At 41.9% G+C, this 23,374-nt stretch carries 13 protein-coding genes; 6 read left to right on the top strand and 7 right to left on the bottom strand.

Features of this window, described 5'->3' with window-relative positions; genetic code table 11:
• Positions 1-6 precede the first annotated feature (6 nt).
• The 5 genes from QNM16_RS14295 (at position 7) to QNM16_RS14280 (ending at position 3,757) form a co-directional block, all read left to right on the top strand.
• Positions 7-135 carry a hypothetical protein gene (locus QNM16_RS14295; RefSeq protein WP_284021112.1) on the top strand — a complete coding sequence of 43 codons (129 nt, stop codon included), beginning with the start codon at positions 7-9 and terminating at the stop codon, positions 133-135.
• A gap of 72 nt (positions 136-207) precedes the next feature.
• Positions 208-957, top strand: a complete 750-nt coding sequence (locus QNM16_RS14290) for an SAM-dependent methyltransferase (protein ID WP_284021111.1) — start codon at positions 208-210, stop codon at positions 955-957.
• 37 nt (positions 958-994) lie between these two features.
• Complete coding sequence (locus QNM16_RS14285) at positions 995-2,281, top strand: cytochrome P450 (RefSeq protein ID WP_284021110.1); 1,287 nt, start codon at positions 995-997, stop codon at positions 2,279-2,281.
• A 507-nt stretch (positions 2,282-2,788) separates the two neighbouring features.
• On the top strand, positions 2,789-3,148 hold the full coding sequence (gene yidD / locus QNM16_RS26465; RefSeq protein ID WP_063363479.1) for a membrane protein insertion efficiency factor YidD: 360 nt from the start codon (positions 2,789-2,791) through the stop codon (positions 3,146-3,148).
• Between the two features lie 216 nt (positions 3,149-3,364).
• On the top strand, positions 3,365-3,757 hold the full coding sequence (locus tag QNM16_RS14280) for a hypothetical protein (protein WP_284021109.1): 393 nt from the start codon (positions 3,365-3,367) through the stop codon (positions 3,755-3,757).
• Between the two features lie 209 nt (positions 3,758-3,966).
• Here the strand turns inward: QNM16_RS14280 and QNM16_RS14275 are convergent, their stop codons facing one another.
• The 5 genes from QNM16_RS14275 to QNM16_RS14255 all read right to left on the bottom strand — a co-directional run bounded on the left by QNM16_RS14275 (position 3,967) and on the right by QNM16_RS14255 (position 13,167).
• Positions 3,967-4,788, bottom strand: coding sequence for a substrate-binding periplasmic protein (locus QNM16_RS14275; protein ID WP_284021235.1), 822 nt, complete (start codon positions 4,786-4,788; stop codon positions 3,967-3,969).
• Between the two features lie 6 nt (positions 4,789-4,794).
• On the bottom strand, positions 4,795-7,401 hold the full coding sequence (locus tag QNM16_RS14270; RefSeq protein ID WP_284021108.1) for a TonB-dependent receptor plug domain-containing protein: 2,607 nt from the start codon (positions 7,399-7,401) through the stop codon (positions 4,795-4,797).
• 204 nt (positions 7,402-7,605) lie between these two features.
• Positions 7,606-9,798 (bottom strand): immune inhibitor A domain-containing protein, encoded by a 2,193-nt coding sequence (locus tag QNM16_RS14265; RefSeq protein WP_284021107.1) that lies wholly within the window; start codon positions 9,796-9,798, stop codon positions 7,606-7,608.
• A 507-nt stretch (positions 9,799-10,305) separates the two neighbouring features.
• Positions 10,306-11,790 (bottom strand): flavin monoamine oxidase family protein, encoded by a 1,485-nt coding sequence (locus tag QNM16_RS14260; protein ID WP_284021106.1) that lies wholly within the window; start codon positions 11,788-11,790, stop codon positions 10,306-10,308.
• 480 nt (positions 11,791-12,270) lie between these two features.
• Entirely contained in the window at positions 12,271-13,167 is an 897-nt protein-coding gene (locus QNM16_RS14255; protein ID WP_284021105.1) for a hypothetical protein, read from the bottom strand.
• Between the two features lie 701 nt (positions 13,168-13,868).
• Between QNM16_RS14255 and QNM16_RS14250 the strand changes: the two genes are divergently transcribed.
• Positions 13,869-21,902: an ExeM/NucH family extracellular endonuclease gene (locus tag QNM16_RS14250; RefSeq protein WP_284021104.1), complete on the top strand. Its 8,034-nt coding sequence runs from the start codon at positions 13,869-13,871 to the stop codon at positions 21,900-21,902.
• A 491-nt stretch (positions 21,903-22,393) separates the two neighbouring features.
• Here QNM16_RS14250 and QNM16_RS14245 read toward each other — a convergent pair whose 3' ends face one another.
• Both QNM16_RS14245 and QNM16_RS14240 read right to left on the bottom strand, forming a co-directional pair.
• Positions 22,394-22,693: an AzlD domain-containing protein gene (locus tag QNM16_RS14245; RefSeq protein WP_284021103.1), complete on the bottom strand. Its 300-nt coding sequence runs from the start codon at positions 22,691-22,693 to the stop codon at positions 22,394-22,396.
• Positions 22,690-23,373 (bottom strand): AzlC family ABC transporter permease, encoded by a 684-nt coding sequence (locus tag QNM16_RS14240; RefSeq protein ID WP_284021102.1) that lies wholly within the window; start codon positions 23,371-23,373, stop codon positions 22,690-22,692. Before QNM16_RS14240 ends, QNM16_RS14245 begins: the two co-directional genes overlap by 4 nt.
• Between the last annotated feature and the right edge of the window lies 1 nt (position 23,374).

The raw sequence follows: 23,374 nt of genomic DNA, 5'->3' as shown, positions 1-23,374 counted from the left end.
GAGATCATGAATAAATCACAAATCATCAATTCACTTGTAAACAAAAACCTAGAGCGTAACAAGGGCGCAAGATTCTGTGGATGTGTTATTTGTCTCATTGATAGAAAGCCTAATGTTGGCCAAAACAACAAATAAATTGAATAAGGCTGTACCACATTAGTACAGTCTATTGCTGGTTGCAATGATAAATGTAAGAGGTAGTAGAATTTGTCTGAATTTCTTTTTGATTACGAGCGCGCTTTTAATCCCTTAATTACAGACCATTTAGAGAGTGCTTCTTTTGACCTAATGTTAAACCAGCAACAAGCGAAGCAAATTCAAAGCTTTCTAGCATTAGAAAAGGGTATGAAAATACTCGATATTCCCTGTGGTACTGGACGTCATGCAAAGTTATTGGCTGAGCAAGGGTTTGAGATTGATGCATTAGATTACAATGCTTCGTTTATTGAACGAGCCCAACAGTTTGCAAAAAACGCCGGCCTTTCCGTCAATTTTATGCAAGGGGATATGCGAGATCTCAAGTTTAAGGAAAAGTACGACAGAATATTTAACGTTTTTAGCTCGTTTGGCTACTTTGACGATAAGACTAACTTGCAGGTGATGCAAGAAATGTCATCCGCACTTAAACCCGGCGGGCGTCTGTTGTTAAATGTCCTCAACGGTGAGTCAGCGGCAGTTAAGGAAAGTAAAAATGGTATTGCGCGTCAATTCAAAGGCTTGGATAAACAATACGATCCACACAGTAAAATATTAACAACCAAACGTGCGCTAAAAATAAAAGGCGAAGAATATAGCTATGAGTTTAAGGTGCGTCTCTATAATGCCTCTGAACTAACTCACATGCTCGAAATGTGTGGCTTAGTACCTTTGGAATGGCACGGCGACTGGGCAGGCTCAGCTTTAACCAATAATTCGGCACAAATTTTTGTTGTAGCTGAAAAAAGCTTTATTGCTTAGTGCTCCAAAAAACTGGATATAAGTAACGGGGTTAGCTGTGAATCTAGTTGAACAAAATCAAAATAGTTTTGAGCAACCAGTGCATGTTGCATTGACCGACGTAAGCCAAATGAATGGCCTAAATTTGGTTGATTATATTAAATCGTGCATGGCTCAGTTTGGAAACATATTCACACTGTCTATTTTTGGTGGGCCAAAAATCACATTAGTTCAGGAGTCAGATCTGTTCAGTGACGTCGTAGCAAAAAATAAGATGAATATTAACCCTGAGCTTGTAGAGGTAAGGAGTCAATTTGAAATTGACAATGTATTTTGCGATGAGCAACAAATTGCACAAATGAATCGAGACTTTGTACTCGCACTAAAAGGGCAAAAGTTAGCAATCACAAAAGCACGTTATGATGAAAGACTCAATTTTGAATGTCAGAAATTTGCTGAGCGCTATTTAAATACACAGAATTATTGTGAAGTTGAGTTGGCCGAACTGCAACTTAATACCATGATAAAGGCAAGCCTATATTCACTTTTTGGTAAACCTTTAGCGAGCGACCAAGCTATTGCTGATTATTTTAGCTTTAGTGAAAGCTTGTCACCGACCGGTGCTGATTGTAAGCAAGCTGCAAATGACGCAAGCTGCGCTAAAGAAAAGCTGCTTTTACGGTTTGAACAAGTCCTTGCTGAGGCGCAAACTCCACTTATACAATCGTTAAAGATAGGGTTGTTTAGCAGTCCAATGATCAATCAAGAGGACAAGGCAAAGGTATTGCTATATTTTTTATGGGGTTCACTGTCGAATATATTGCCTTCGATGCAATCGTTTTATCGAACACTTGTCCAGCATCCTTCCTATGCTAATGAAATTAGAACTACCCCCAGTTTTGATATATTGCCCCTTATCAAAGAAGTGCTTAGATTGCGCGGAAATAAACCCATTTATAGGTTGGTAGAATCTGATATCAAGATTCAAGGAACTGATGGAAAAAAGTTTGTCGTGCCTAAGGGACATTGGTTGGGTTTTATTTCGCAAATACACCACCAAGACGAGAAGAATTTTAGTGAGCCAAACAAATTTGACCCATCACGTTTTTGCAAGGCCTTTGGTCATACAAAAAGTAACAAGCGCCCTTCGCTATTTGTATATGGTGTAGGAAACTCAAAGTGTCCTGGCAGTGCCTTCGCAAATCATATGATGGCGAGCACGGCAGTGTATTGGCTAAAACATTTTGATGCTAAATTGTGTGGCTCGCATCAAGCTGAAGCCATGCGTATGTTCGATTCAGTATTGGGGGACAAACAGTCACTTTTATTGAAAAAAAGAGCTTAGCCAACAGAATAAAGAAAAGTGTCTGTCCTATTTATTTCCCAATATCATATGATGGCGAGCACGGCAGTGTATTGGCTAAAACATTTTGATGCTAAATTGTGTGGCTTGCATCAAGCTGAAGCCATGCGTATGTTCGATTCAGTATTGGGAGACAAACAGTCACTTTTATTGAAAAAAAGAGCTTAGCCAACAGAATAAAGAAAAGTGTTTGTCCTATTTATTTTGCGCCTAGTAATTAAAGATCCAAATAGTTATTGATATTTGGCCTCTGGACTACTAACAACATCATCGAGAAAGAGCGCAAAAAGCTTGGTTTGCGCTCCTTAGTCGATAATTATAAAACCAAATGGGACAGGCACAAATTCTCTTAGCACTCAAAATATTTCTAGTTGGCAATGCATTAGGTTATTTGTTAAAAGAAGACTTTTTAAATACATGTGCGTGACATAGGAAGATAAATACGCAACACTCGCACTATAAGATTGTTATGTTTTAAAAGGATGTTTAGTGAAGTCATTCGTTTTAGTACTAATTAACTTCTATCAAAATTATTTATCTCCTTATAAGGGTTTTTGTTGTGCCCATGCAGCTTTGAACAAGGGAGACTCGTGCTCTGAAGCAGTTAAAAAGATAATAATTAAATGCGGATTATGGACTAGTTACCCTTTGATAAAAGCTCGATTTAATGAGTGTAAAGCAGCATACAAACAACTATCAGATAATGACAAGAAGAAACCTAAAGATAAGAATAAAAAAGATACATGGTATGACTGTTGTGATCCTTCAGCAGCGTGTGAAGTGGGAAACTGTATACCAAAGAAAGGCTGCGACTTACCAGATTTACCATGTGATTGTTCGTTGTTTTAAAACATAAGAAGGCAATTAAAGTCGGGTGCGTAAGAACCAAATAACCAAATGTGAAATAGGACAGGCACACACTCTATTAGCACCAAAAAATTTATAGTTGGCAATACATTATGTTATTTGTTAAAAGTACATTTATTAAATACATGAGTGTGTCACCGGCAGAAAGATGCACGACGTGCGCACTATAAAATTGTTAGCTACTAAAGAGAAGTCAATATGATCGATTTTATCTGGGACATGTTTCAGCAACGACAGATCGGTGAAGTACAAGATGGACTTCGAAGTAATCTTGAAAAAGATAAATATCAAGATGGAAAAATATCTACAAACGACGCGCGGTTAAAGGAATTAGAACGCCGTCATGAACAATTAAAGCTCGTCACTATGGCTATGTGGACATTGCTTAAAGATCATTCGGGCTTAACCGAAAACGATTTGAAAAAATATATAGAAAAAGTGGATCTAATGGATGGAAAAGCAGACGGGCGAGTCAACACTAAAGAAAAGAGCGATTGTAAAGGGTGCGGTAGAACGATTCTTACAACTTCATTAGCCTGCCCATATTGTGGTGGGGATTTGCAACGAAAAAGTGCTTTTTCTAAAGTGTAACGTAGCTAACATTATGATTAATAGCTAAGGTCTACTTTTGACATGATGCGCCACTTTAGATTGGCATAAAGCACACATTCGCCCTAACTCGAAATTGTCCAAATGTGAGTTAGGGCCACCATCTCTTCCTCTCTCATAACAAACACTCAAATGATTTAATAAATCCACTCCGCAAAGCCATAAATCTAATAGGAGAACGACACTCTGTATCAACATTCACTTCCTGTGCAATCCAACGCCTGTTGCAATACTGCTTGATAGGTGCCGTCTGCTTTCATTTGCGACAAGGTGTCATCAAAGCGCTTTTTCAGCTTTTCTCCGCGCCTGGTTTTTGGAAATGCGAAATAACTTGGGATAGCGTATGCGTATTCTGTATGCCGTTTAATTTCATTTTGAATATCAAGTCGACGTAATATATCCGCCCCACCCAACTGATTACTTATTACGATATCAACACGGCCAGCCAATAGTAGTTTAAAGCTTTGCATCCCTGAGTTTGCTTCAACGATTTTATGGATCTGTCCTTGTTTAATTGCTTGGTCAATTTCAAAGCCGTAACTGACATTTCTGACCAAGCCTACACTTAACTCACTTAACTCATCTATTGTGCCAGTCAGGTTTAACTTGCTATCTCGTTTACTAAAAATAGACACCGATTGATTGATCAATACTTGCTCAGAGAACAGCATGGTTTTTTTTCGCGCTTTAGAGCTGTAAATTGTGAAGATGCCATCTGCATGGCCCGTTTGGATCTCTCTAATTGCCCTACCCCATGGCATAAATCGAACTGCAATGGGCTTATCCATGCGCTCGAATATCTCATTAACCATAGCAATGCCGACGCCTTTAGGCTGATTACCTTCTAAATATTGGTAGGGAGGATATTCTAACGTCACAAACTGTAATACGCGTGCTGCGAGTGCTTGATGACTTAACAGCAGTAATAAACACACAGCGAGATAGGCTGACAAGTTGCCACATTGACATGTTACCTTGAAAAAGTGCCCAGCCATTGCACGCCAACTCATCATCACAACTTAAAACTCAACTTTTAATTTAATATACGCTCTGCGCCCTCTTGGATCGCCTGTTCTGGGGTCATAGCTGCCCGCAATATCCACAAAAGGCGGGGCTTTATCCGTTACATTTACAACGCCCACGGTAATATTTGTATTTACACCTACTTTTATTGCCTCACCTAAATCAATTTCATATTGAAGATCTAGGGTATTAAACGAGCTTATTTTCTCTAAAGTAACATCATTTTCGTAACTGGCGACATGGCGAAAAAACACGTTGGCACTGTGTGCCTCAAACTGCCAGTTTATGCCAAAGCTGCCTTTAAGTTTGGGCGTCGGGTTACCCACTGTATTGCGATTAAGTCTACCAAGACCATCGTTAACCACACCGGTGTTATCCGTTAAGTCATATTCCAAAATATATGACCCCGAAAACTGTGGCGTGAGTCGACCAAAACGCGTATCCCACTGATATATTATATTAAAATCTATACCCGATGTATCAATGGCTTCAGCATTAATGAAGCGAGTATTGACGATTGAAATTGTCCCAGCTGATGTGCGAATTACCCGTTCAGGATCATCTGCAAATGCGTTTACAACGGCTTGATGGCTTTCCCGCGTCAGGACCTCTTCAAACGAAAAGCGCCAATAGTCTATATCCATGTCAAACTGGTTTGCGCTAAAAGTACCTCCGATATTCAGCGCTGTAGAGGTTTCTGGAACTAAATCAGGGTCACCTACGGTTCTATTGCCACCAAATGTCGTTGAACCGTCTCTAGGATCTGTAATATTAGCAAAATTCGTTTGTACTCCTTTTAACTGATGCACAGAGGGAGCGCGAAACGATGTACTATAAGATCCTCTCACAGATAGGTTAGAAGAGGCATGCCAAAGCAGCGACACTTTGGGATCGGTGGTATCTCCGCCTAAATCGCCATAATCTTCATAGCGCAGTGCAAGGCCAAGCTCGAGCTGTTCAAAAATAGGTAATCTTAATTCTGTAAATACCGCTTTTACATCTCGATCGCCTTCAACATTTTGATTACCGATTAAAAATGCGAATCTGTCTTGCTGGGTCAAGGCATCATACACAGAGCGAATGGACTCTTTTCGATATTGCATACCAAACGCCATTGCCGCAAAACCTGCCTCCATTTCAATCAGTTCATCAAATGCAATAACGCCCTCAACAACTTGCGTCTCGGACTCTACATTGCCAATATAATCGCCAATGATATAGCTACGGAGTTGCTCATTGGCACTTGCTTGCGGATCGAATGGGTTAAAATACAAGCACTCTCCTGCGCCAGCTACAACACCAAGGTCTTGCCGACAGTTAATGCCGCCAAACCCAAACAATGCAAACTGGAAGTTATCTGCTATCACGTCTTTAGGATTTAAAAACGCCTCATTTTTGGCATTCACGTAGGATACTTGCCAAAATTTATCCGTGCCTATGGCCCCATCAATCCCAAATGCAACACGGGTAGTTTGATGCGAATAAAAGTTGATCTCCGTTGGTTTGCCCACACCGAATGGACGACCTCGGAAGAAGATGTCTTCGTCGTAGATATTATTAGGATGGCTTGATAACACGCTGGGGGCATTCAATACCGGAAAACTAGGAGATACTTCTCTTGATACGTCGTTATCTGCAAACCCAGCTTCAAACCACAGCTCTGTATCATCATTCCATCCCCATTTTGTGCGCATGTATAGCTGTAGCCTGTCTTCATTGGGCACCGCTGTAATTTGAGGGGCAAAATCAAACAAACAAAACGAATTACCATTGCTGCCCTCGGACACACTCCCACCATTTTGCACACAATTGGGATCTGCAACGGTGAGGCCGTCAGGGTTGTCATCATTTGCCAGCGACGGGACCACAAAGCTCCCAGGATTACCGAAACTACTAAATGCAGGTTGCACCCAGTCAACCTCTGAGAGTACCAAACTGCTTCTCTCTAAATAACTTGCTGCGACCAAAACATGCCCTGAACTTCCTGTATCACTGCCAAATACAAAATCCACTTTTGTCTCATCTTGACTGCCATCACTCATCCGTTTGCGATATTCATACTGCACTTCACTGCCGTTTAAATCATCTCGACTAATAAAGTTCACAACCCCCGCAACCGCATCTGAGCCATAAATTGCCGATGCCCCATCTTTGAGGATCTCAACCCGTTGAATTGCCAAGGTTGGAATAAGTGACGCAGTATCTACAAAGCTAGCCCCTTGATCGGTTACAACCGCAGACACCACTTGCCGCCTGCCATTCAATAACACCAAGGTAGAAGAGACGCCTAGTCCTCTTAAATTGATATTTGAAGTCCCGACGGTAAAGTTTTGCGTTAAGTTATCTGAATTATTCTGCGCGCCTGCATTAAATGGTAAGGTTTCGATAAGATCTCTGACATCATTCGCACCAATTGTCGAAAGTACTTTTGCGTCAATACTTGCAATGGGAATAGGGCTATCAGACTGAATTGAACGCTTTAACCTCGTGCCTGTGACCGATATTTTTTCAATCTCTTGCGCGCCGACACACTGTGTGGGCAAATACAATAGTGATCCTGTAAACAACCAGCCCATAAGCCTTGTAGGCTTATAATGAGACATCTCACCTCCACTTCACACCACGTAAGTGTTATCGCAACTAAATGAATACTCTAAATAAGCATAGAAGGTTTTTGGTTATATTCTGGAAAAAGTTATGCACATACTCAATGGACAAACGCGATAACCCTTATTTTGCAATACCGTTCGTACTGACACAAAAAAGCCCAGCGATTGCTGGGCTTATATCTAATTAATTAGATTTGCTTACCACATTTTTGAAATCTTGATATCCGCTGTTGCGCCATCTGCTGATTGCCCAACCACTTCAAACATCAAGCCAAGCTTAGGTAATTTAGTACCTGTCGCTGGACGGATGTAGTTTGTATAGTCATCCCAGTCTGCAAAACGCGGGTTTGCATTTGTAAACTGATCTCTCCATACAGTTTCTAGGTAACCACCATTAGCTAAATCTGTACGAGTCGTTCTGCCTTCATCACCTAACTGCGGTAACGTATTAAATGGTGCATCTTTGATCTGTCTACGACTGTTTAAAGGTGTAACACTGCGATCTGTTACCCACTGACCTGTCGCGCTATATTCTGTTACATACTCTAAAATTGGGTTTCTATCAGCATCTACAATGCCTAAGAAACCGTGACCTGGGTGTGCAGCTGCTAGGTTATCTGCGCTCGGTACATCGAAGAATTCAATGATGTAAGATGGATCAACAAACCATACAAGTAAACCTTCTTCCATGCCCGCGTCTTTTAAGCTTGCATCGAAGCCAACATGTTGACGCCACTCAAGTAAATAATATGGAGTATACTGGATAGTACCGTCAGATAATGCAGCACTGTATGCAAAATTCACTTTTTCAGGGTTGTTTGAAGTAATTTCATTAATAACAACACCATTATCAGCTACAGAGATATTATCTACAGCAACGTAAGTTGCATCGCCGCCAATTGCATAGTTTTCAATTGTGAAAGTCACATCATCAAACTGTGCTAAATAAGAAATGTCGTAATTTACTTTAGTCCATTGTGCACTCGTACCACGTACTTTTCTGCCATCAGATGCCATTTCTAGTTCAGCAGCATTTGAAGGTGCCAAAGAACCATAAATTCCTGCACTTGGAACAGTTACCATGACTCGTAGGCCATATGCACCATTTAGAGATGTCGTTGAATTTAAGTCAAAACTTAAGGTAGCGGCTTTAGTATCATTTAATGGCTGTGCAAATGAAATAGAGCTGTAGCTAGTCAAGTCAAATGCATTTGCATTCAGTGGCTCATAAATTCTTTTCGTTTGCTCAGGTAAGTTGATTTTAACCAAGTCGTTATTCAAGCCTTTAACACCAGCTTGAGAAAACTTAACCGTCACACCTTGACCAGTTAATTCTGCTGCATTAATTTCTTGAGACTGGATCCAATTACCACCGAACTTGTTTTGTAAGAATAGTTTAGCGTATGGACTATAGCCTGTTGGCTTAGTACCGCTAATCACACCACCCCAACTACCAGATGCCATTGATGAATAAGAAGAAACTTTTGCACCAACACCGCCATGTTTATCTTCTGAGTAAGCAATATCATACTCATCAGGTAAACCTAAATCATGACCTAATTCATGCGCTAATAGACCTATTGTTGCATCAATCGGCTGAATAACATAACTACCAATACGTGCAGTTTTACCTACAGTTTCATTCACTACATCAGCATTTACAACATGTCTGTGTGACCAAATATAATTGTTAAATGGGCTGTTTGGATCTTGGCGAAGTGCACGAGGCTCTGACTCTTCACCTAATGTTGAGTGAACAATACTTAGGTGATCGATTTGGCCATCATTATCCAAATCATAATCACTTAAATTAAAGTTTTCATCCGCAAGTACGTTATATACTGCTTCTTTAATTAAAGCATGTGTATCATCTTTATAATAAGGATGTGCAAACTCAGTTTTATACCAACCAAATACGCCGCCCTCTACGTCAAAAGAGCCGCCACTTTGATCAATAAAGTATTCACGCATACTTGGAAGCGTATCGCCACGAGGACCTTTATAACCATTTTTAGAGAAAATCATCTCTTCATAATGTTCAGGTGTATAATCTTCATAATAATGTCTGTTTGGTGCATCTTCTGGTTTAATCGAGTTATGCGGAACGTCTGAGAACTCCATCAAAATTGTTAGCACTTTACGAGTAGTTACTTCACCATGCCATTCACGAGTTTGCGATGTTACATCGCCATTTTGGACAACTAAAGGCGCACTAAAGTCAGCTGTTAAATTCTTATGTAAATCAGCATCTTTCTTTAGCTTTGCAACTTGAACAGGGTCGATGGATACGTTTTCAGTAGGCGTATTTACGTGGTGAGCATGCGCATGGGCATAACCACTTAATGCACAAATCACAGCAGCTGTGAGTGAATTCAGCATATATTTTTTCATTATTATTTTCCAAATTATTGAGTTATTAGTGAGCCAGAGCAATAACTATCAATGCGGATTACTTGCTCAAAATAATAAAACTCTATTTTTTTAAAAAAATAACAATAAAATCAAAAAAATTAAATAATTTCTCCACACAAAACAAAATCAACGAACTTTTGATACATTATAACAATAATTACAGGTGGAAAATAACAATGGGTATCAATCTCTGTTCCAACACAAATAAATAACAAGTTAAAATTTACACATAAATCACATTTTAATTACTTTAACTTACAAGCTCATTCCCAAAGATAAAATTACCAGCGAATTAATTTAAATAATATACTAATGACCTCGAAGGGCCTTACCTTAATCGCCTTACTTTTTAGTATAAGACTATGGTTTAAAATCATTGAGAAGAGAAAGGAAAAAAGAAATGTATTATGAGGTAGAAATAAAAATATTTAGCGGAAAAAATAACAGGGGCTCTAAAAGTGCCCATGCAGGGCACTTTTGTTCTAATTAAAGACCTAATTCTTTAATTTGCTGAGATACTCGCACGCCGCTGCGTACCGCACCTTCCATGTAACCTAAATATAGGGTATCTGTATGCTCCCCTGCAAAATAAACTCGCCCAACAGGTTGTTGAAATAATTTCCAGTATTTACTGATTTGACCTGGGCCATATGCAATAAATCCTCCTTTAGTCCACTCTTCAGCCACCCAGTTTTGTACTTTGGTAGCAACAAGGTACTGTTTAGAACCTGGATACATGACTTCGATTTCATCTAACCTTGCATCAACGATCTGTTGATCAGTCCATTCTTTTTGTATTTGGCTGTAATCACCTGATGTATAAGTGATAAGAATACCACCAGTACCGCCTTGACGCTCAGTCGTCTCCCAAGTCCACCCGGTAGGTAAGCCACCAGCGACTACAGTATCACCGCCCAAGTTTTGGTCTAGCCAAAAACGCTTATTATATTGCAGGAGTACTTTTGAATGTGAGCCATAGTTAATGCTGTTTGCTGCATCGCTCAATGCTTGTGGTAAGTGCGGAGTAAACGTAATTTTATTCAATACTGGAAGAGGTACTGTTACAACAACCACATCCGCTTCGTAGCTATCACCGGTTGCTGTTTCAACCGTTACACGATCATTTTGTTCGCTAATACTTACAACTGGCTGGTCTAAGTGGATATCACCTTCGATATTATCTGCAAAGGCTTGCGCCATTGCTCTTCCGCCTTTTAAGAAACGGAAACCTTCAACATCATCATCTGATACTTGCTCATATACTTTCGCGTACTGAGCCAAATGTAACAGAGATAAATCGCTCGGCTCATCAAACTCACCTCTGACAAATTGCTCAGCAAGCAACTCTGCTTCTGGGTGAAGTTGAAGCCCATCAATCCAACTTTGTACCGTAGTTAGGTCGTACTCTTTCGCTTTATCTAATAGCGCAGGCTCATCTGGATCGGGTACAGCATCAGCAAGTAGACTCAGCTCATCATAAAAGCGATTATAATCAGAAACAATTTGAGGGTCGAAATCATTTTCAAAATCTGTATAACTTACTAATTTACCATCAACATAATAAGCACCACTTTCTATTTCTCCCCAATAACCCGTATCTGCAAGCTCGACATTAAAAAGGCTAGCATATCGGTGAATTTCCTGATGCACCGTAGGCCCATCAATAAACTCTCCGCCTATCTCACCGTGCTGCTCACCCATATCATGCGTGCCGATACGACCACCAATCCTGTCTTTAGCTTCAAGAATCGTAACCGAGTATCCGATACTTTCAAGTTCATAAGCTGCGGTTAAGCCAGATAACCCAGCACCTACAATAACAGCCTTATTAACAACTGGTGCTGGCTTTGCCTTGGGCTGAGCGACGACCACCTCATTGGTATCATTACTACCACATGCAGATAGCATGGTAGACAGTACAACTGTACCTACTACGATACGCAAAGATTCCTTTCTCTCTGATAAATTCATAAACACCTCTTTGAATCTTATAGATTACTAAATTACGACTAACATTTTTATTCAGATATATTTCAATCGATTAGCCCTGAAAATAGCCATTTAAAAGCCGGGGGCAAGCTATCATGTCCCTACAATTTTAACAAGGACAAAATCATGTTAACTTATTGACAAGCTAAAAGTTTACTCGTGAAAAAAGAAGTTATAAATTACTCAATACCTTATTAATAAAATGCATCATGGTAATTTTAGGCTGGGATAGTGTATTTGAGGTTATAAATAGGGCACAAAGTTTGTGCTTTTTAAAACATAAGACCAAAGGCAAGTAGATTTTAATTAAATAAACTTACTATTGATATGTCAGTGGGTATAACAAGAAGTAATTAATAGCTGACATACGCATTAAATTAACGACGTAGCATTGATAATCCCTATGCAACATGCCATTTTATCAGTTACCAAGAAGCGTCCTGCAAAGCTTAATTTGCCTGTTCATCTATTAGGAAAACACCGAAAAACTAAGATCTCCTGTTCAGCATCAACAGGTTGAAATGTAAGATCAGTAGCCATTTTTACAGCGATACGCTTTTTTTCGATTAATTTAAATACCCCTTTTGGTAAAGAGCTATGACGTTCATACAACTTTTCAGGTTCGCACTGTAAAGCCAGTATGCGTGAAAAACTTGAGCCAGAAGCGAGGTTTCTCTCTGTGCCTTGATACAGAGCAAGATCGTCCACAATGCATAATAAAGTATACAACCCCTCATCTTTCTCTGGTGCTATCATGTACTGAGTTAACTCACTAACTTTGACGTCATCACGTAGCGCTTGATAAACCTCTTGAAAACTGTCGATATAAGATACAAATTCATAGCTTTGTGCAAGAGATTGCAGCCTTTGATGCTTTTGTAGATCAGTCTCTTCGGGGTGGGTCGATTTTTCTGTGTTTCGCCACGAAGCTAATGACTGCTTCAATTCAATAAGCGCTTGCGCTTGGTCTTGCGCTTCATCTTCTTGTTGGCGTTTTCTTTGCTCAGCGAGCTGCTGTTGACGCTGCAACTGGACCTCTTTTGCGTGTATCTCAGCACGTTTTATATTGCCGCTTTCAAACGCATTGATTTTAATATTCATCACCTCCTGTACTTGCGCAAAAGAGAGCTGCTGACCATATCGATTAACAATAAAAGCACTGGCGTTGATATAGTCAGGGTTTAAAGACTCTAATTCTTGGCGAAGGCTTTGATATCTGTCATACAACACCTGCTCTTGTGCCAAAGTTGCCTCACTGCCACACTGAGGGTCACCAAGCCAATGTGCCTCGCGCATGTTACCTACAGTTACATACATAGCATCCATCAAATCAGTTTGCTTATCTTGAGCATCACTCATATGTCCCTCTACTTTATAAATGACTAAAGGTAACGTATTTTATCTTTCACAATATATAAATTACTAGTCATTATCACCATTAAAGCATTTGATTATCATGATATTACGATCCTCGTATTACATATTTCTAGAATTACTAAGCTGATCGAATTAGGTTGATATCTAGCCTAACGTGGCTTAACTATCCACTTGACCACTCTTGCGATCCCCCCATATTCACCCAACCCCATTATTGCAATTATTGGCTTTTTAACCACTTCCCTTTCAAAAACACTGATCTAACTGCTCAAAAAGAACCCAAAACGTAAACAATTGTAAAAATTAGAACGTTCTTTATTGTATACAAAAAGCATTAAATAATTAAAAAATGTTAACAATATGATTTAGTGGCGAACAATTTATCACCGCAGCCATCAAAAGAATAAAAGTAACAAAATATCCACATACAGCATAACCCCCTATTAATCATAACTTTATGCAAGGACAAATGTCCCCATTAAAATACTTAAACTCATGACTGTGTTAATAACTAGAGCTGGGCATTTGTTGCAATTAGATGTCCTATATTTAAGGTATTTTTAATAAAAAGTTCATAATAGAGTATTATATTCGCCTCCCATTTTTTAATGGGAATATTTGCACCCTTAAAAATATTCTAACTCGCAAATGATAAAACAGAGTGATAAACACACGGGAAAAATATGAACTCTAACAATAAGCATCGCGGAAAACTGCGATACTTGGGCCGCTGCATCGCTATGGGGCTGTGTTCAAGTGTCGTCATTGGCCACGCAAATGCAAACGTTATCTTTACAGAGTATGTAGAAGGTAGCAGTAATAACAAAGCGCTTGAACTTACTAATTTTGGCAACAATAGCATCGACCTTAGCACCGTCAGCATTGCGTTAACTGCAAATGGCAAAAAGCTGGAAGAAGTCACACCACTTACCCTATCAGGCACTCTCGCTGCGGGCAGCAGTTATGTCCTGTACAACAGTGGCGCCAATGACGAATTAAAAGCACTTGGTGATATCGCCAGCACCGCCACCTATTTCAATGGTGACGATGCATTAACCCTGATGGTTAATGGTGTTATCGTGGACAGTATTGGTCAAGTCGGTACAGATCCAGGCAGTAGTTGGGGCGCTGGTGACACCAGCACAAAAGATAAAACGCTACGTCGTAAAATAGGCATCGAAAACGGCGACATCATCATAGATGATGCGTTTGACCCAGCAAACGAGTGGATTGGATTTGCAAAAAACACCTTTGATGGCCTTGGTTGCTCAGGTGTCGCAGCTTGTGGCGGCAGCGGTAATATCCCGTCAGAAATAAGTGGCTCGCCAGAAGGCATAGTGAATGCGTCTAATACCTATGTATTTACCCCGACTGTCACCAACCTTGATGATGATACACTGGTTTTTGCCATCGAAAACAAGCCGAGTTGGGCAAGCTTTGATACAACAACAGGTACGCTATCAGGCACACCGGCAGCGGCTGATATTGGAATCTATGAAAATATTGTTATCACCGTCAATGATGGTACGGTGACTAATGCACTAAACGGCTTTTCAATTTTAGTTAGAGCTACCGGCACCAATGATGCACCTGTCATTTCTGGTACGCCAAACACATCAGTGCAAGCAACTAGGCAGTATGCCTTCACGCCTACAGTCATCGACCTCGAAAATGATGAGTTAGTCTTCACTATCACCAATAAACCAAGTTGGACAACATTTGATACCGCTTCAGGTCAACTTAGTGGTACTCCAACGGAGTCTAATGTCGGTAGTAATAACAACATTATTATCTCTGTGTCAGACGGTGTTAATGCTCCCGTGAGTTTACCGGCATTTTCAATTACGGTTACTGACAAACCGAGCAGTAACTATAATTACAACACTTATTATGCCTCGGCAATTGGTAAAGTCGGCGCGCAGTTAGAAAGTGCGCTTACTTTAATCGCCAGACAAGGTCAGCAGAGATTAACTTACTCGCAAGTATGGGATGCCTTAAAGCACACTGACGAGGACCCAAATAATCCAAACAATGTACTGTTGTTTTACACTGGGAAAAGCCAGTCCAAAGATACCAATGGTGGCGGCACAACAGATTGGAACAGAGAGCACAGCTGGCCAAAGTCGCATGGTTTCCCAAGTGAGAGTCAGTATGGTTATACCGATATTCACCATTTAAGACCTACCAATGTACAGGTGAACTCCACACGTAGCAGCAAAGATTATGATGATGGCGGAAATCCGGTTGATTACGCACCGGGTAACTTTACTGATAGCGATTCATTTGAACCAAGAGACGCAGTAAAAGGCGATGCCGCTCGTATGATGTTCTACATGGCTGTGCGCTATGATGGCACAGACGGCAATATGCCTGATCTTGAGCTTGTAAATAATATCAGCGCAAGTAGCTCGCCAACTTTAGGCGTACTATGTAACCTCATGGATTGGCACCGTGAGGATACGGTAGATCAGTTAGAATTAGATAGACACCAACGCATCGTAGAGCAACAGGGTAACCGAAATCCATTTATTGATAACCCTGAATTTGCAGAAATCCTTTTTGGTGATACCTGCCCTAAATTAGGTGATGTAGCCCCCGTCATTAGCGGTCAACCTGAGCTTATCGTTGGCGCAGGTCGTGAGTATAGCTTTACGCCAACTGCATCAGATCAAAACAACGATGACTTGACCTTTTCCATCGTAAACAAACCATCATGGGCGACATTCGATACGCAAACAGGTCGTTTATCTGGCACGCCAGCAGTGGCAGATATTGCAATTTATGAGCAAATTCAAATCTCTGTGACTGACGGCACATCAACGGTGTCTTTACCTAGCTTCACCATTGAAGTCGTTGATTCAAGTTCGATTAAAACCCCACCGACCATCACAGGTACACCGAGTAAAAGTGCTATCGTCGGCATTGCTTATGGATTCAAGCCAGAAGCAAACGATGAAGACAATGACACGCTGACTTTCTCTATCGCCAACAAACCGTCTTGGGCAACATTCAACACACAAAATGGTGAACTGACTGGTACGCCGTCATCTCAAGATGTTGGTGTGACTAGCAATATCGTCATCGGTGTCACTGATGGCAATAAAGATGTTGTGACCTTGCCTGCGTTTTCGATTCAGGTCATTGAACAGGTCGAAGCCAGTAAAGTGATCTTCACCGAGTACATTGAAGGTAGCAGCAGCAACAAAGCCGTTGAAATTACAAACTTTACTGGTGTAACTATAGATCTTAGCCGCGTTACAATTACCTTGGCAGATAACGGTAAACCGCTCACGACAGAAGGGTTAAGAACACAAACCCTGTCTGGTGAATTAAAGCATGGTGAAACTCACGTTATTGCTAACAGCAGTGCAAATGACGAGATTAAGAGTCGTCAAGACAGCACCAGTACCATCACTTACTTTAACGGAGATGATGCACTTGTACTGACAGTTGACGGCCAAGTTGCCGATGTATTTGGTCAAGTTGGTACTGATCCAGGTAGTGCATGGGGCAGCGGTAATACCTCAACCAAAGATAAAACCCTACGTCGTAAAGAAGGGATCACATCAGGTGATACAACCTTAGATGATGCCTTTGACCCAAACATTGAATGGGAAGGGTTCGAGAAAAATACCGCAGACGGTCTTGGCTGCAGTGGCGTGGCGGCTTGTGGCTCTGATGGTGGATCAACCCCGCCGCAAGTTGAACTTGGCGTATGTTATGACCCTGCAACACTCATTAGTGCGGTTCAGGGCAATCAGGCTACAAGCCCTCTGGTGGATCAATCTGTTGTGATTGAAGGTGTTGTTGTGGCCACATTCCAAGACAGCGGTCAACATGGCGGATTCTTCATTCAAGAAGAAGACCAGCATGCAGACAATGACAGCACCACATCAGAAGGCATTTTTGTCGCGGATGCAAATACCAAGGTCACAGTTGGTGAACAAGTTCGTGTGCTGGGCACCGTTGTTGAGAAGTATGACTTAACACAAATTAGTACAGTAACAGAGACCCTTTCTTGTGCCACAGATGTGTTAACGCAGGTCACACCAACAGAGGTGAATTTACCGTTTGCAAAAGGCTTTGACCAAGAGTCACTTGAAGGTATGTGGGTATCAATGCCACAAACGTTACATGTCACCCTGAGCCATAATTTCACTAAATATGGTGAGATTTACTTGTCTCAAGGCATGCGAATGCAACCTACCAACAAGTATCCTAAAGACGACCCGCGTCGCCTAGAGCTTGCTGATCTGAACACAAGAAATGTACTACTTGTTGATGACAACTCAACGCAAAGTAACCCTGAAACAATCAGTTATTACCCAAATTTCAGTTCTGATATGCCACTTCGCTCTGGCGACCAAGTGTCGAACATGTCAGGGGTGATTCACTACACCTATGGTAATTACAAGCTTATTCCAACCAGCTTACCAAACTTCGAGCAGTCTAACCCTCGTCGTACTCAGCCTGTAGAACGTCAATCAGAGCAACATATTCGTGTTGCGAGCTTTAACGTACTAAACTACTTCGTCAACTTTAACAGTCGCGGCGCGAACAATGAGCAAGAGTTCAATCGCCAGCGCAGTAAAGTGATCCGCGCAATATTGGCCTCAGATGCTGATGTTGTAGGTCTAATGGAAATCGAAAACAATGGCTACGGTGACAACAGTGCTATTAAAAACCTCATTGATGGACTAAATGAGCGAGACGGCACAAATAATTGGGCATACATCAACCCTCAGCTAGAACAAGTTGGTACAGATGCGGTTACTGTCGGCATTATTTACCGTGATAACCGTGTGACACCTCAAGGCAGTGCGCAAGTGATCACAGATCCGCCATTCGATGAAGCAACACGTGCACATAGACCCCCCATGTTGCAGTCATTCAAACCAATTAACGGTGGCAAAGAAATCCGTGTCGTTGTGAATCACTTCCGCTCTAAAGGCGGGTCATGTGGTGAAGATATGGATGACGCAGTCGAAGGCGCGTGTAATGGCCAGCGCTTATTAGCAGCTCAGACAGTCATTGCAGCACTTGGCCAAACTGGCAGTGAAATAAACTCAAATTCAGAAGTTTCTAGCACTAATGAGCCTATTTACGCTATTTTAGGTGACTTTAATGCCTATGCGTATGAAGCGCCTATGCAAGCATTTTACGATGCTGGTTTTGCCAATATCAGTCTTGAAAAAGACACCGGCGATAATTATTCATACTTCTATAGCGGTGTAGCTGGCAGCCTAGATCACATGTTAACTGCCAACGCTTCGATGGAACGTGTTGTGCAAACCATGCACTGGCATATTAATGCCGATGAAGCCGCAGGCCTAGACTACAACACTGAAGGTAAATCAGAAGGTCAGCTAACAAGGTGGTTCTCAGACTCGCCATACCGTTCATCGGACCATGACCCTGTTATCACCGATTTCGATTTGGAAGTCGTTGTCATACCGGATAACCAAGCGCCGATTGCAAACAACGATGTTGCAGACGCAGTACAAGGCGAAACCGTTACTATCGATGTGCTGGAAAATGACACGGATGCAGACTCTGATCCACTTATCATCAACGCCGCTACAATCGTTTCAGGTGAAGGTGAGCTTAGTTATTCTGATACGCAAGTAAGCTTTACGCCAAGCGCAAGCTTTGTTGGTGAAGCATTAATCAGCTATACCATCACTGATGGCAATGGCGGTACTGCCACAGCAACACTCTCTGTCAATGTTATCGCTAGAAACCAAGCGCCTGTCGCCACCAATGACACCGCAAATACGATTGAAGATCAAAGTGTGACGGTTTCGGTATTAAATAACGATATCGACGAAAACATGGCAAGCGTAAAAATCACAAATGCGGCGCTTAGTTTAGGCTTAGGACAAGTTAGCTATTCTGACTCTACAGTTACCTACTCACCAGCTGACAACTTCAATGGTACAGCACAAATCACTTATGAAATCAGTGATGATGCTGGGCTAAGCGCAACTGCACACGTTGCAATCACGATTGCACCGCAAAACGACGCACCGACAGCCGTTAACGACTCAGCAGTAGCCTCTGCAAAGTCACTTGCCAACATCAATGTACTTGCAAATGACACTGACATCGATGGCGACACGCTTCGTATCACTGCGGCAACAGCCGATACGGGTAGCGTTGAAGTAAGCGGCGATGTGCTTCAATACCAAGCACCGGCATTGAATACAGGCCATGCAACTATCAACTACACAATCAGTGATGGCACCGAGACTGCTCAGGCAACTGTGAATGTTCAAATTAGCACGAACAACCTAGCACCAGTTGCACAAGATGACTTTATACAACTTGCTGAAGGTCAATCATCTATAACGATAGCTGTATTAGACAACGACAGCGATCCTGATGGTGATACCTTGTCGCTGGTGGCTGTTGATTCAGATACAGGTCTTGCTGTGATTGAAGAAAACAGAATTGTGTTTAGTACTAACGATACATTCAATGGTATCGCTCAGGTTCGTTATGCAATTTCGGATGGATTTGGTGGCCGCGCAGAAGCCGTGTTAGAGCTACGCCAAAATCAACCTTCAGCACCTGTGATCACCGTACCAGCTGATCTGACTGTAAATGCTACGGGCCAGTTTACTAAGGTAGAATTAGGCGTAGCCACTGCGGTGGATAGTAGCGGCGAACCAATTGCTGTTGAACTCATTGGTAATAATTTCTTAGCGTCTGGTGCCAATAAGGTGTACTGGCAAGCATGTAATTCTGCCGATGTCTGTGCAAGCGCAGCACAGTTAGTGAATGTACGTCCGATGGTGAGTATACCTTCTCCAAGCCAGCTTGTTCTTGAAGGCCAATCGACAACGATCCCTGTGACGTTAAGTGGTGAGCACTTCGCTTACCCAGTAAACATTGATTTTGCAGTTTCTGGTACTGCTGGTGAAGAAGACTACACAATGGCATCAGGCCAAGTCACTATCGAGTCTGGGACACAGGGCTTCATTTCTATCGAGGCCGCACTTGATAATGTGAGCGATGCAAATGAAACTATTGTGATCACATTAAATACAGATGACTTGAATGCAATTACTGAGCAACAACATCAAATTACCATCGTAGAGTCAAACGTTGCACCAACGCTTACTCTCAGTGCTGTGCAACAAAATGAAGCACGTTCAATCATGGTTGCAGAGCATGGCCCAATCACACTTTCGGCAAATGTGCAGGGTCAAAATAGCACAGATACACACATCATTGAGTGGCAGACACAAGCTGATTTGAATAATGAGAGCACCGATCCAACTCAATTTATTATCAATGCTTCTACACTTTCTGCCGGTGTATACCAAGTAAGTGCGACTGCTACAGATAGTGCTGGACTATTTGATACACAAACTGTGATATTTAAAGTGGTTTCAGAGCAACCGGCACTGAACGATAATACAGACTCAGATGGTGACCTCATTAGTGATGCGCAAGAAGGTTTTGGTGACGAAGATGCCGATGGTATTCCAAATTACTTAGACCCAATTGGTGCGCAATGTAATGTACTACCTTCTTCAGGTAATAACTGGGAGTCTGGCCTGATTGAAGTAGAAGCCGGTGTGTGTATGTCTCTCGGTAGTTTAAGTCTGGGTAGCAACAAAAATGCAGCCTCGCTCAATGCCGATGAAGCAGTGCAAACGGGCTTAATCTCAGCCGACGAAGGGATGGAAAATCGCGGTGGTATTTTTGACTTTGTTGTTGACATGCCAAGTGGTGTAGAAAGCGTCAAAATCGTCTTGCCTCAGCAAACCGTAGTGCCATCAAATGCGCAATATCGTAAGTACCTGCCAAATCAAGGTTGGGTCACATTTGCAACGCAAAATGGTAACGCTATCCACTCAGCCATGGGCCAACAAGGTTACTGCCCAAGCATGAATGATAGCAGCTGGCAGGAAGGCTTAATCGAAGGTACATGGTGTGTCAGGCTAACACTGGTAGATGGTGGCGAATACGATGCGGATGGCATTAAAAACGGTAAAATTGTCGACCCAGGTGGTGTTGGTATTGTTGTAACAGACAACAAAGCGCCTACTGCTGTAGACGATAACCAAGAGATAACGAGCAACCAATCAGTCGCACTAAATGTACTTGAAAACGATACTGATGCTGATAACGACACTCTATATGTAATCAATGCCTCTGCTGTACATGGCTCCGTGCAAATCAATGGCGATTCGAGTTTGCAGTATCAAAGTGCGCTTGATTTCATTGGTGTAGATACAATTGAATATACAATCAGTGATGGTCAAGGCGGGACAAGTACGGCAACAATGCGAGTCAATGTGATTTCACAAGTTCAGTTGCAGAATCAGCCACCCGTTACCGTGAATGATGTGGCTGAAATGCTTAACAATGACACCATCACAGTCGATGTCACCGCTAATGACTCAGACCCAGAAGGTGGTAAGTTAATACTTATAAACGCAACCGCAGACTCAGGTGAAGTCACCTTTACGGATAGCGCCATCACGTTTAAGCCTGAAGCGAACAGCGAAGGTCAAGTGACTGTCAATTATATTGTGGCCGATGAGCAAGGTGCAAACGCATCTGGCACACTTGTAATAACAGTAAAGGCACCCACAGTAAATGTAATTGAACGTGTAGAAACGAGAACAATTCGTTCTTCTAGCGGTTCAATGCCTGTACTCCTACTACTACTTGTTATCCCTGCGCTACTGCGCCGCAGACGATAACATAAAGCTAAAACGATAAGCCCCTGTCGCCTTTGGCTTCAGGGGCTTTTTTATGGTGACCTTCAATTAATCCCTTCCCCCCTGAAAAAATTAACCCCGTTACCCTGAACTCGCTTCAGGGCCCAATCCCCTCCCAAGCATGGATTGCGGAACAAGCCCGCAACGACGAGGGTAAGAAAGTGCAACTTGTTTAAACAACAACGCTAAACTAAACCCCGTCACCCTGAACTCGCTTCAGGGCCAAATACCCTCTTAAACATGGAGTGCGGAACAAGCCCGCAACGACGAGGGTAAGAAAGTGCAACTTGTTTAAACCAACAACACTAAACTAAGCCCCGTCACCCTGACCTCGCTTCAGGGCCCAATCCCCTCCCAAACATGGATTGCGGAACAAGCCCGCAACGACGAGGGTAAGAAAGTGCAACTTGTTTAAACCAACAATACTAAACTAAACACCGTCACCCTGAACTCGTTTGAGCTCCCAAAGTGGTTCAAAAAAACAAATAAAATACAATCAAGCTGCCAAAGGTAGTGAGATATAAATTTTTAAATTTAAACGCCAAAAAAATGGCTGCTAAAGCCCCCAGTAAATAGGGGTTATTCAACTCGGTAACCAGTTCCCCATTTGGCATAAACACAATCGGCACCCAAATCGCAGTCAGCACACATGGTGCGCTAAAGCTCAGCAAACGCTGAAATCTTGGACCAATGGTAAACGGTAAGTTTTTTGCTAAAAATAGATATCGAGTGGCAAAGGTGACACATGCAAGCGCAACAATGGTAACTATCATGATTTGTCCTCTTTTGCCTGCAAAACATATCCTGTGCTCATGCCAAGCAATGCAGAAGCCACCAAACCAAATTCAAACTGGATGGTTTTGAAATACAGTATGCTGATCCCTGACACCAAACAGGCACACAAAACAGGGAGGTTTGACACCCCAGGTACCACCAGCGCTATAAAAATGGCTGCGATGGCAAAGTCCAAACCTAAATTAGTCAGATCAGGTAAAAACTGCCCTGCCACAATGCCAAAAAATGTCCACACATTCCAAGCGAGATAGAAGCTACCGCCTGCAACCAATGCATATACAAGACGCAATTTACCTTGATATGCTCGGTGATGATGAGAAAAAGCGAATAGTTCATCAGTGAGAAAAAATGCGATTGGCCCGCGCCAACGAAGCGGTTTATCGACCATTTTATTACGTATGGCTAATCCGTATAATAAATGGCGTGCACTGATGATGAATGTCGTTACCATCAAGGTTAGCAGTGAGGCTTCTTTGGCCATTAGCTCTACCGCCACCAATTGCGCAGAACCTGCAAATACCAGCACAGACATAAGCTGTGCCTCCAATGCTGTAAAGCCATTTTGAATCGCTAAAGAGCCACATAACAAGCCCCAAGGCAACACCGCCAAGTTGAGTGGCAGCATATCAAGCAAGCCTTTTTTTATTGCAACTTTCATA

Origin of the sequence: Pseudoalteromonas umbrosa, assembly GCF_030125375.1 — a bacterium.
GTDB classification, from domain to species: Bacteria; Pseudomonadota; Gammaproteobacteria; order Enterobacterales; family Alteromonadaceae; genus Pseudoalteromonas; species Pseudoalteromonas umbrosa.
This window is presented reverse-complemented; position numbering and strand designations above follow the sequence as displayed.

Coding starts and splice junctions, on each gene's coding strand:
- QNM16_RS14255 (WP_284021105.1), bottom strand. CDS start 13,167: ATGAGTGATGCTCAAGATAAGCAAACTGATTTGATGGATGCTATGTAT.
- QNM16_RS14240 (WP_284021102.1), bottom strand. CDS start 23,373: ATGAAAGTTGCAATAAAAAAAGGCTTGCTTGATATGCTGCCACTCAAC.
- QNM16_RS14260 (WP_284021106.1), bottom strand. CDS start 11,790: ATGAATTTATCAGAGAGAAAGGAATCTTTGCGTATCGTAGTAGGTACA.
- QNM16_RS14295 (WP_284021112.1), top strand. CDS start 7: ATGAATAAATCACAAATCATCAATTCACTTGTAAACAAAAACCTAGAG.
- QNM16_RS14250 (WP_284021104.1), top strand. CDS start 13,869: ATGAACTCTAACAATAAGCATCGCGGAAAACTGCGATACTTGGGCCGC.
- QNM16_RS14265 (WP_284021107.1), bottom strand. CDS start 9,798: ATGAAAAAATATATGCTGAATTCACTCACAGCTGCTGTGATTTGTGCA.
- QNM16_RS14280 (WP_284021109.1), top strand. CDS start 3,365: ATGATCGATTTTATCTGGGACATGTTTCAGCAACGACAGATCGGTGAA.
- QNM16_RS14245 (WP_284021103.1), bottom strand. CDS start 22,693: ATGATAGTTACCATTGTTGCGCTTGCATGTGTCACCTTTGCCACTCGA.
- QNM16_RS14275 (WP_284021235.1), bottom strand. CDS start 4,788: ATGATGAGTTGGCGTGCAATGGCTGGGCACTTTTTCAAGGTAACATGT.
- QNM16_RS14270 (WP_284021108.1), bottom strand. CDS start 7,401: ATGTCTCATTATAAGCCTACAAGGCTTATGGGCTGGTTGTTTACAGGA.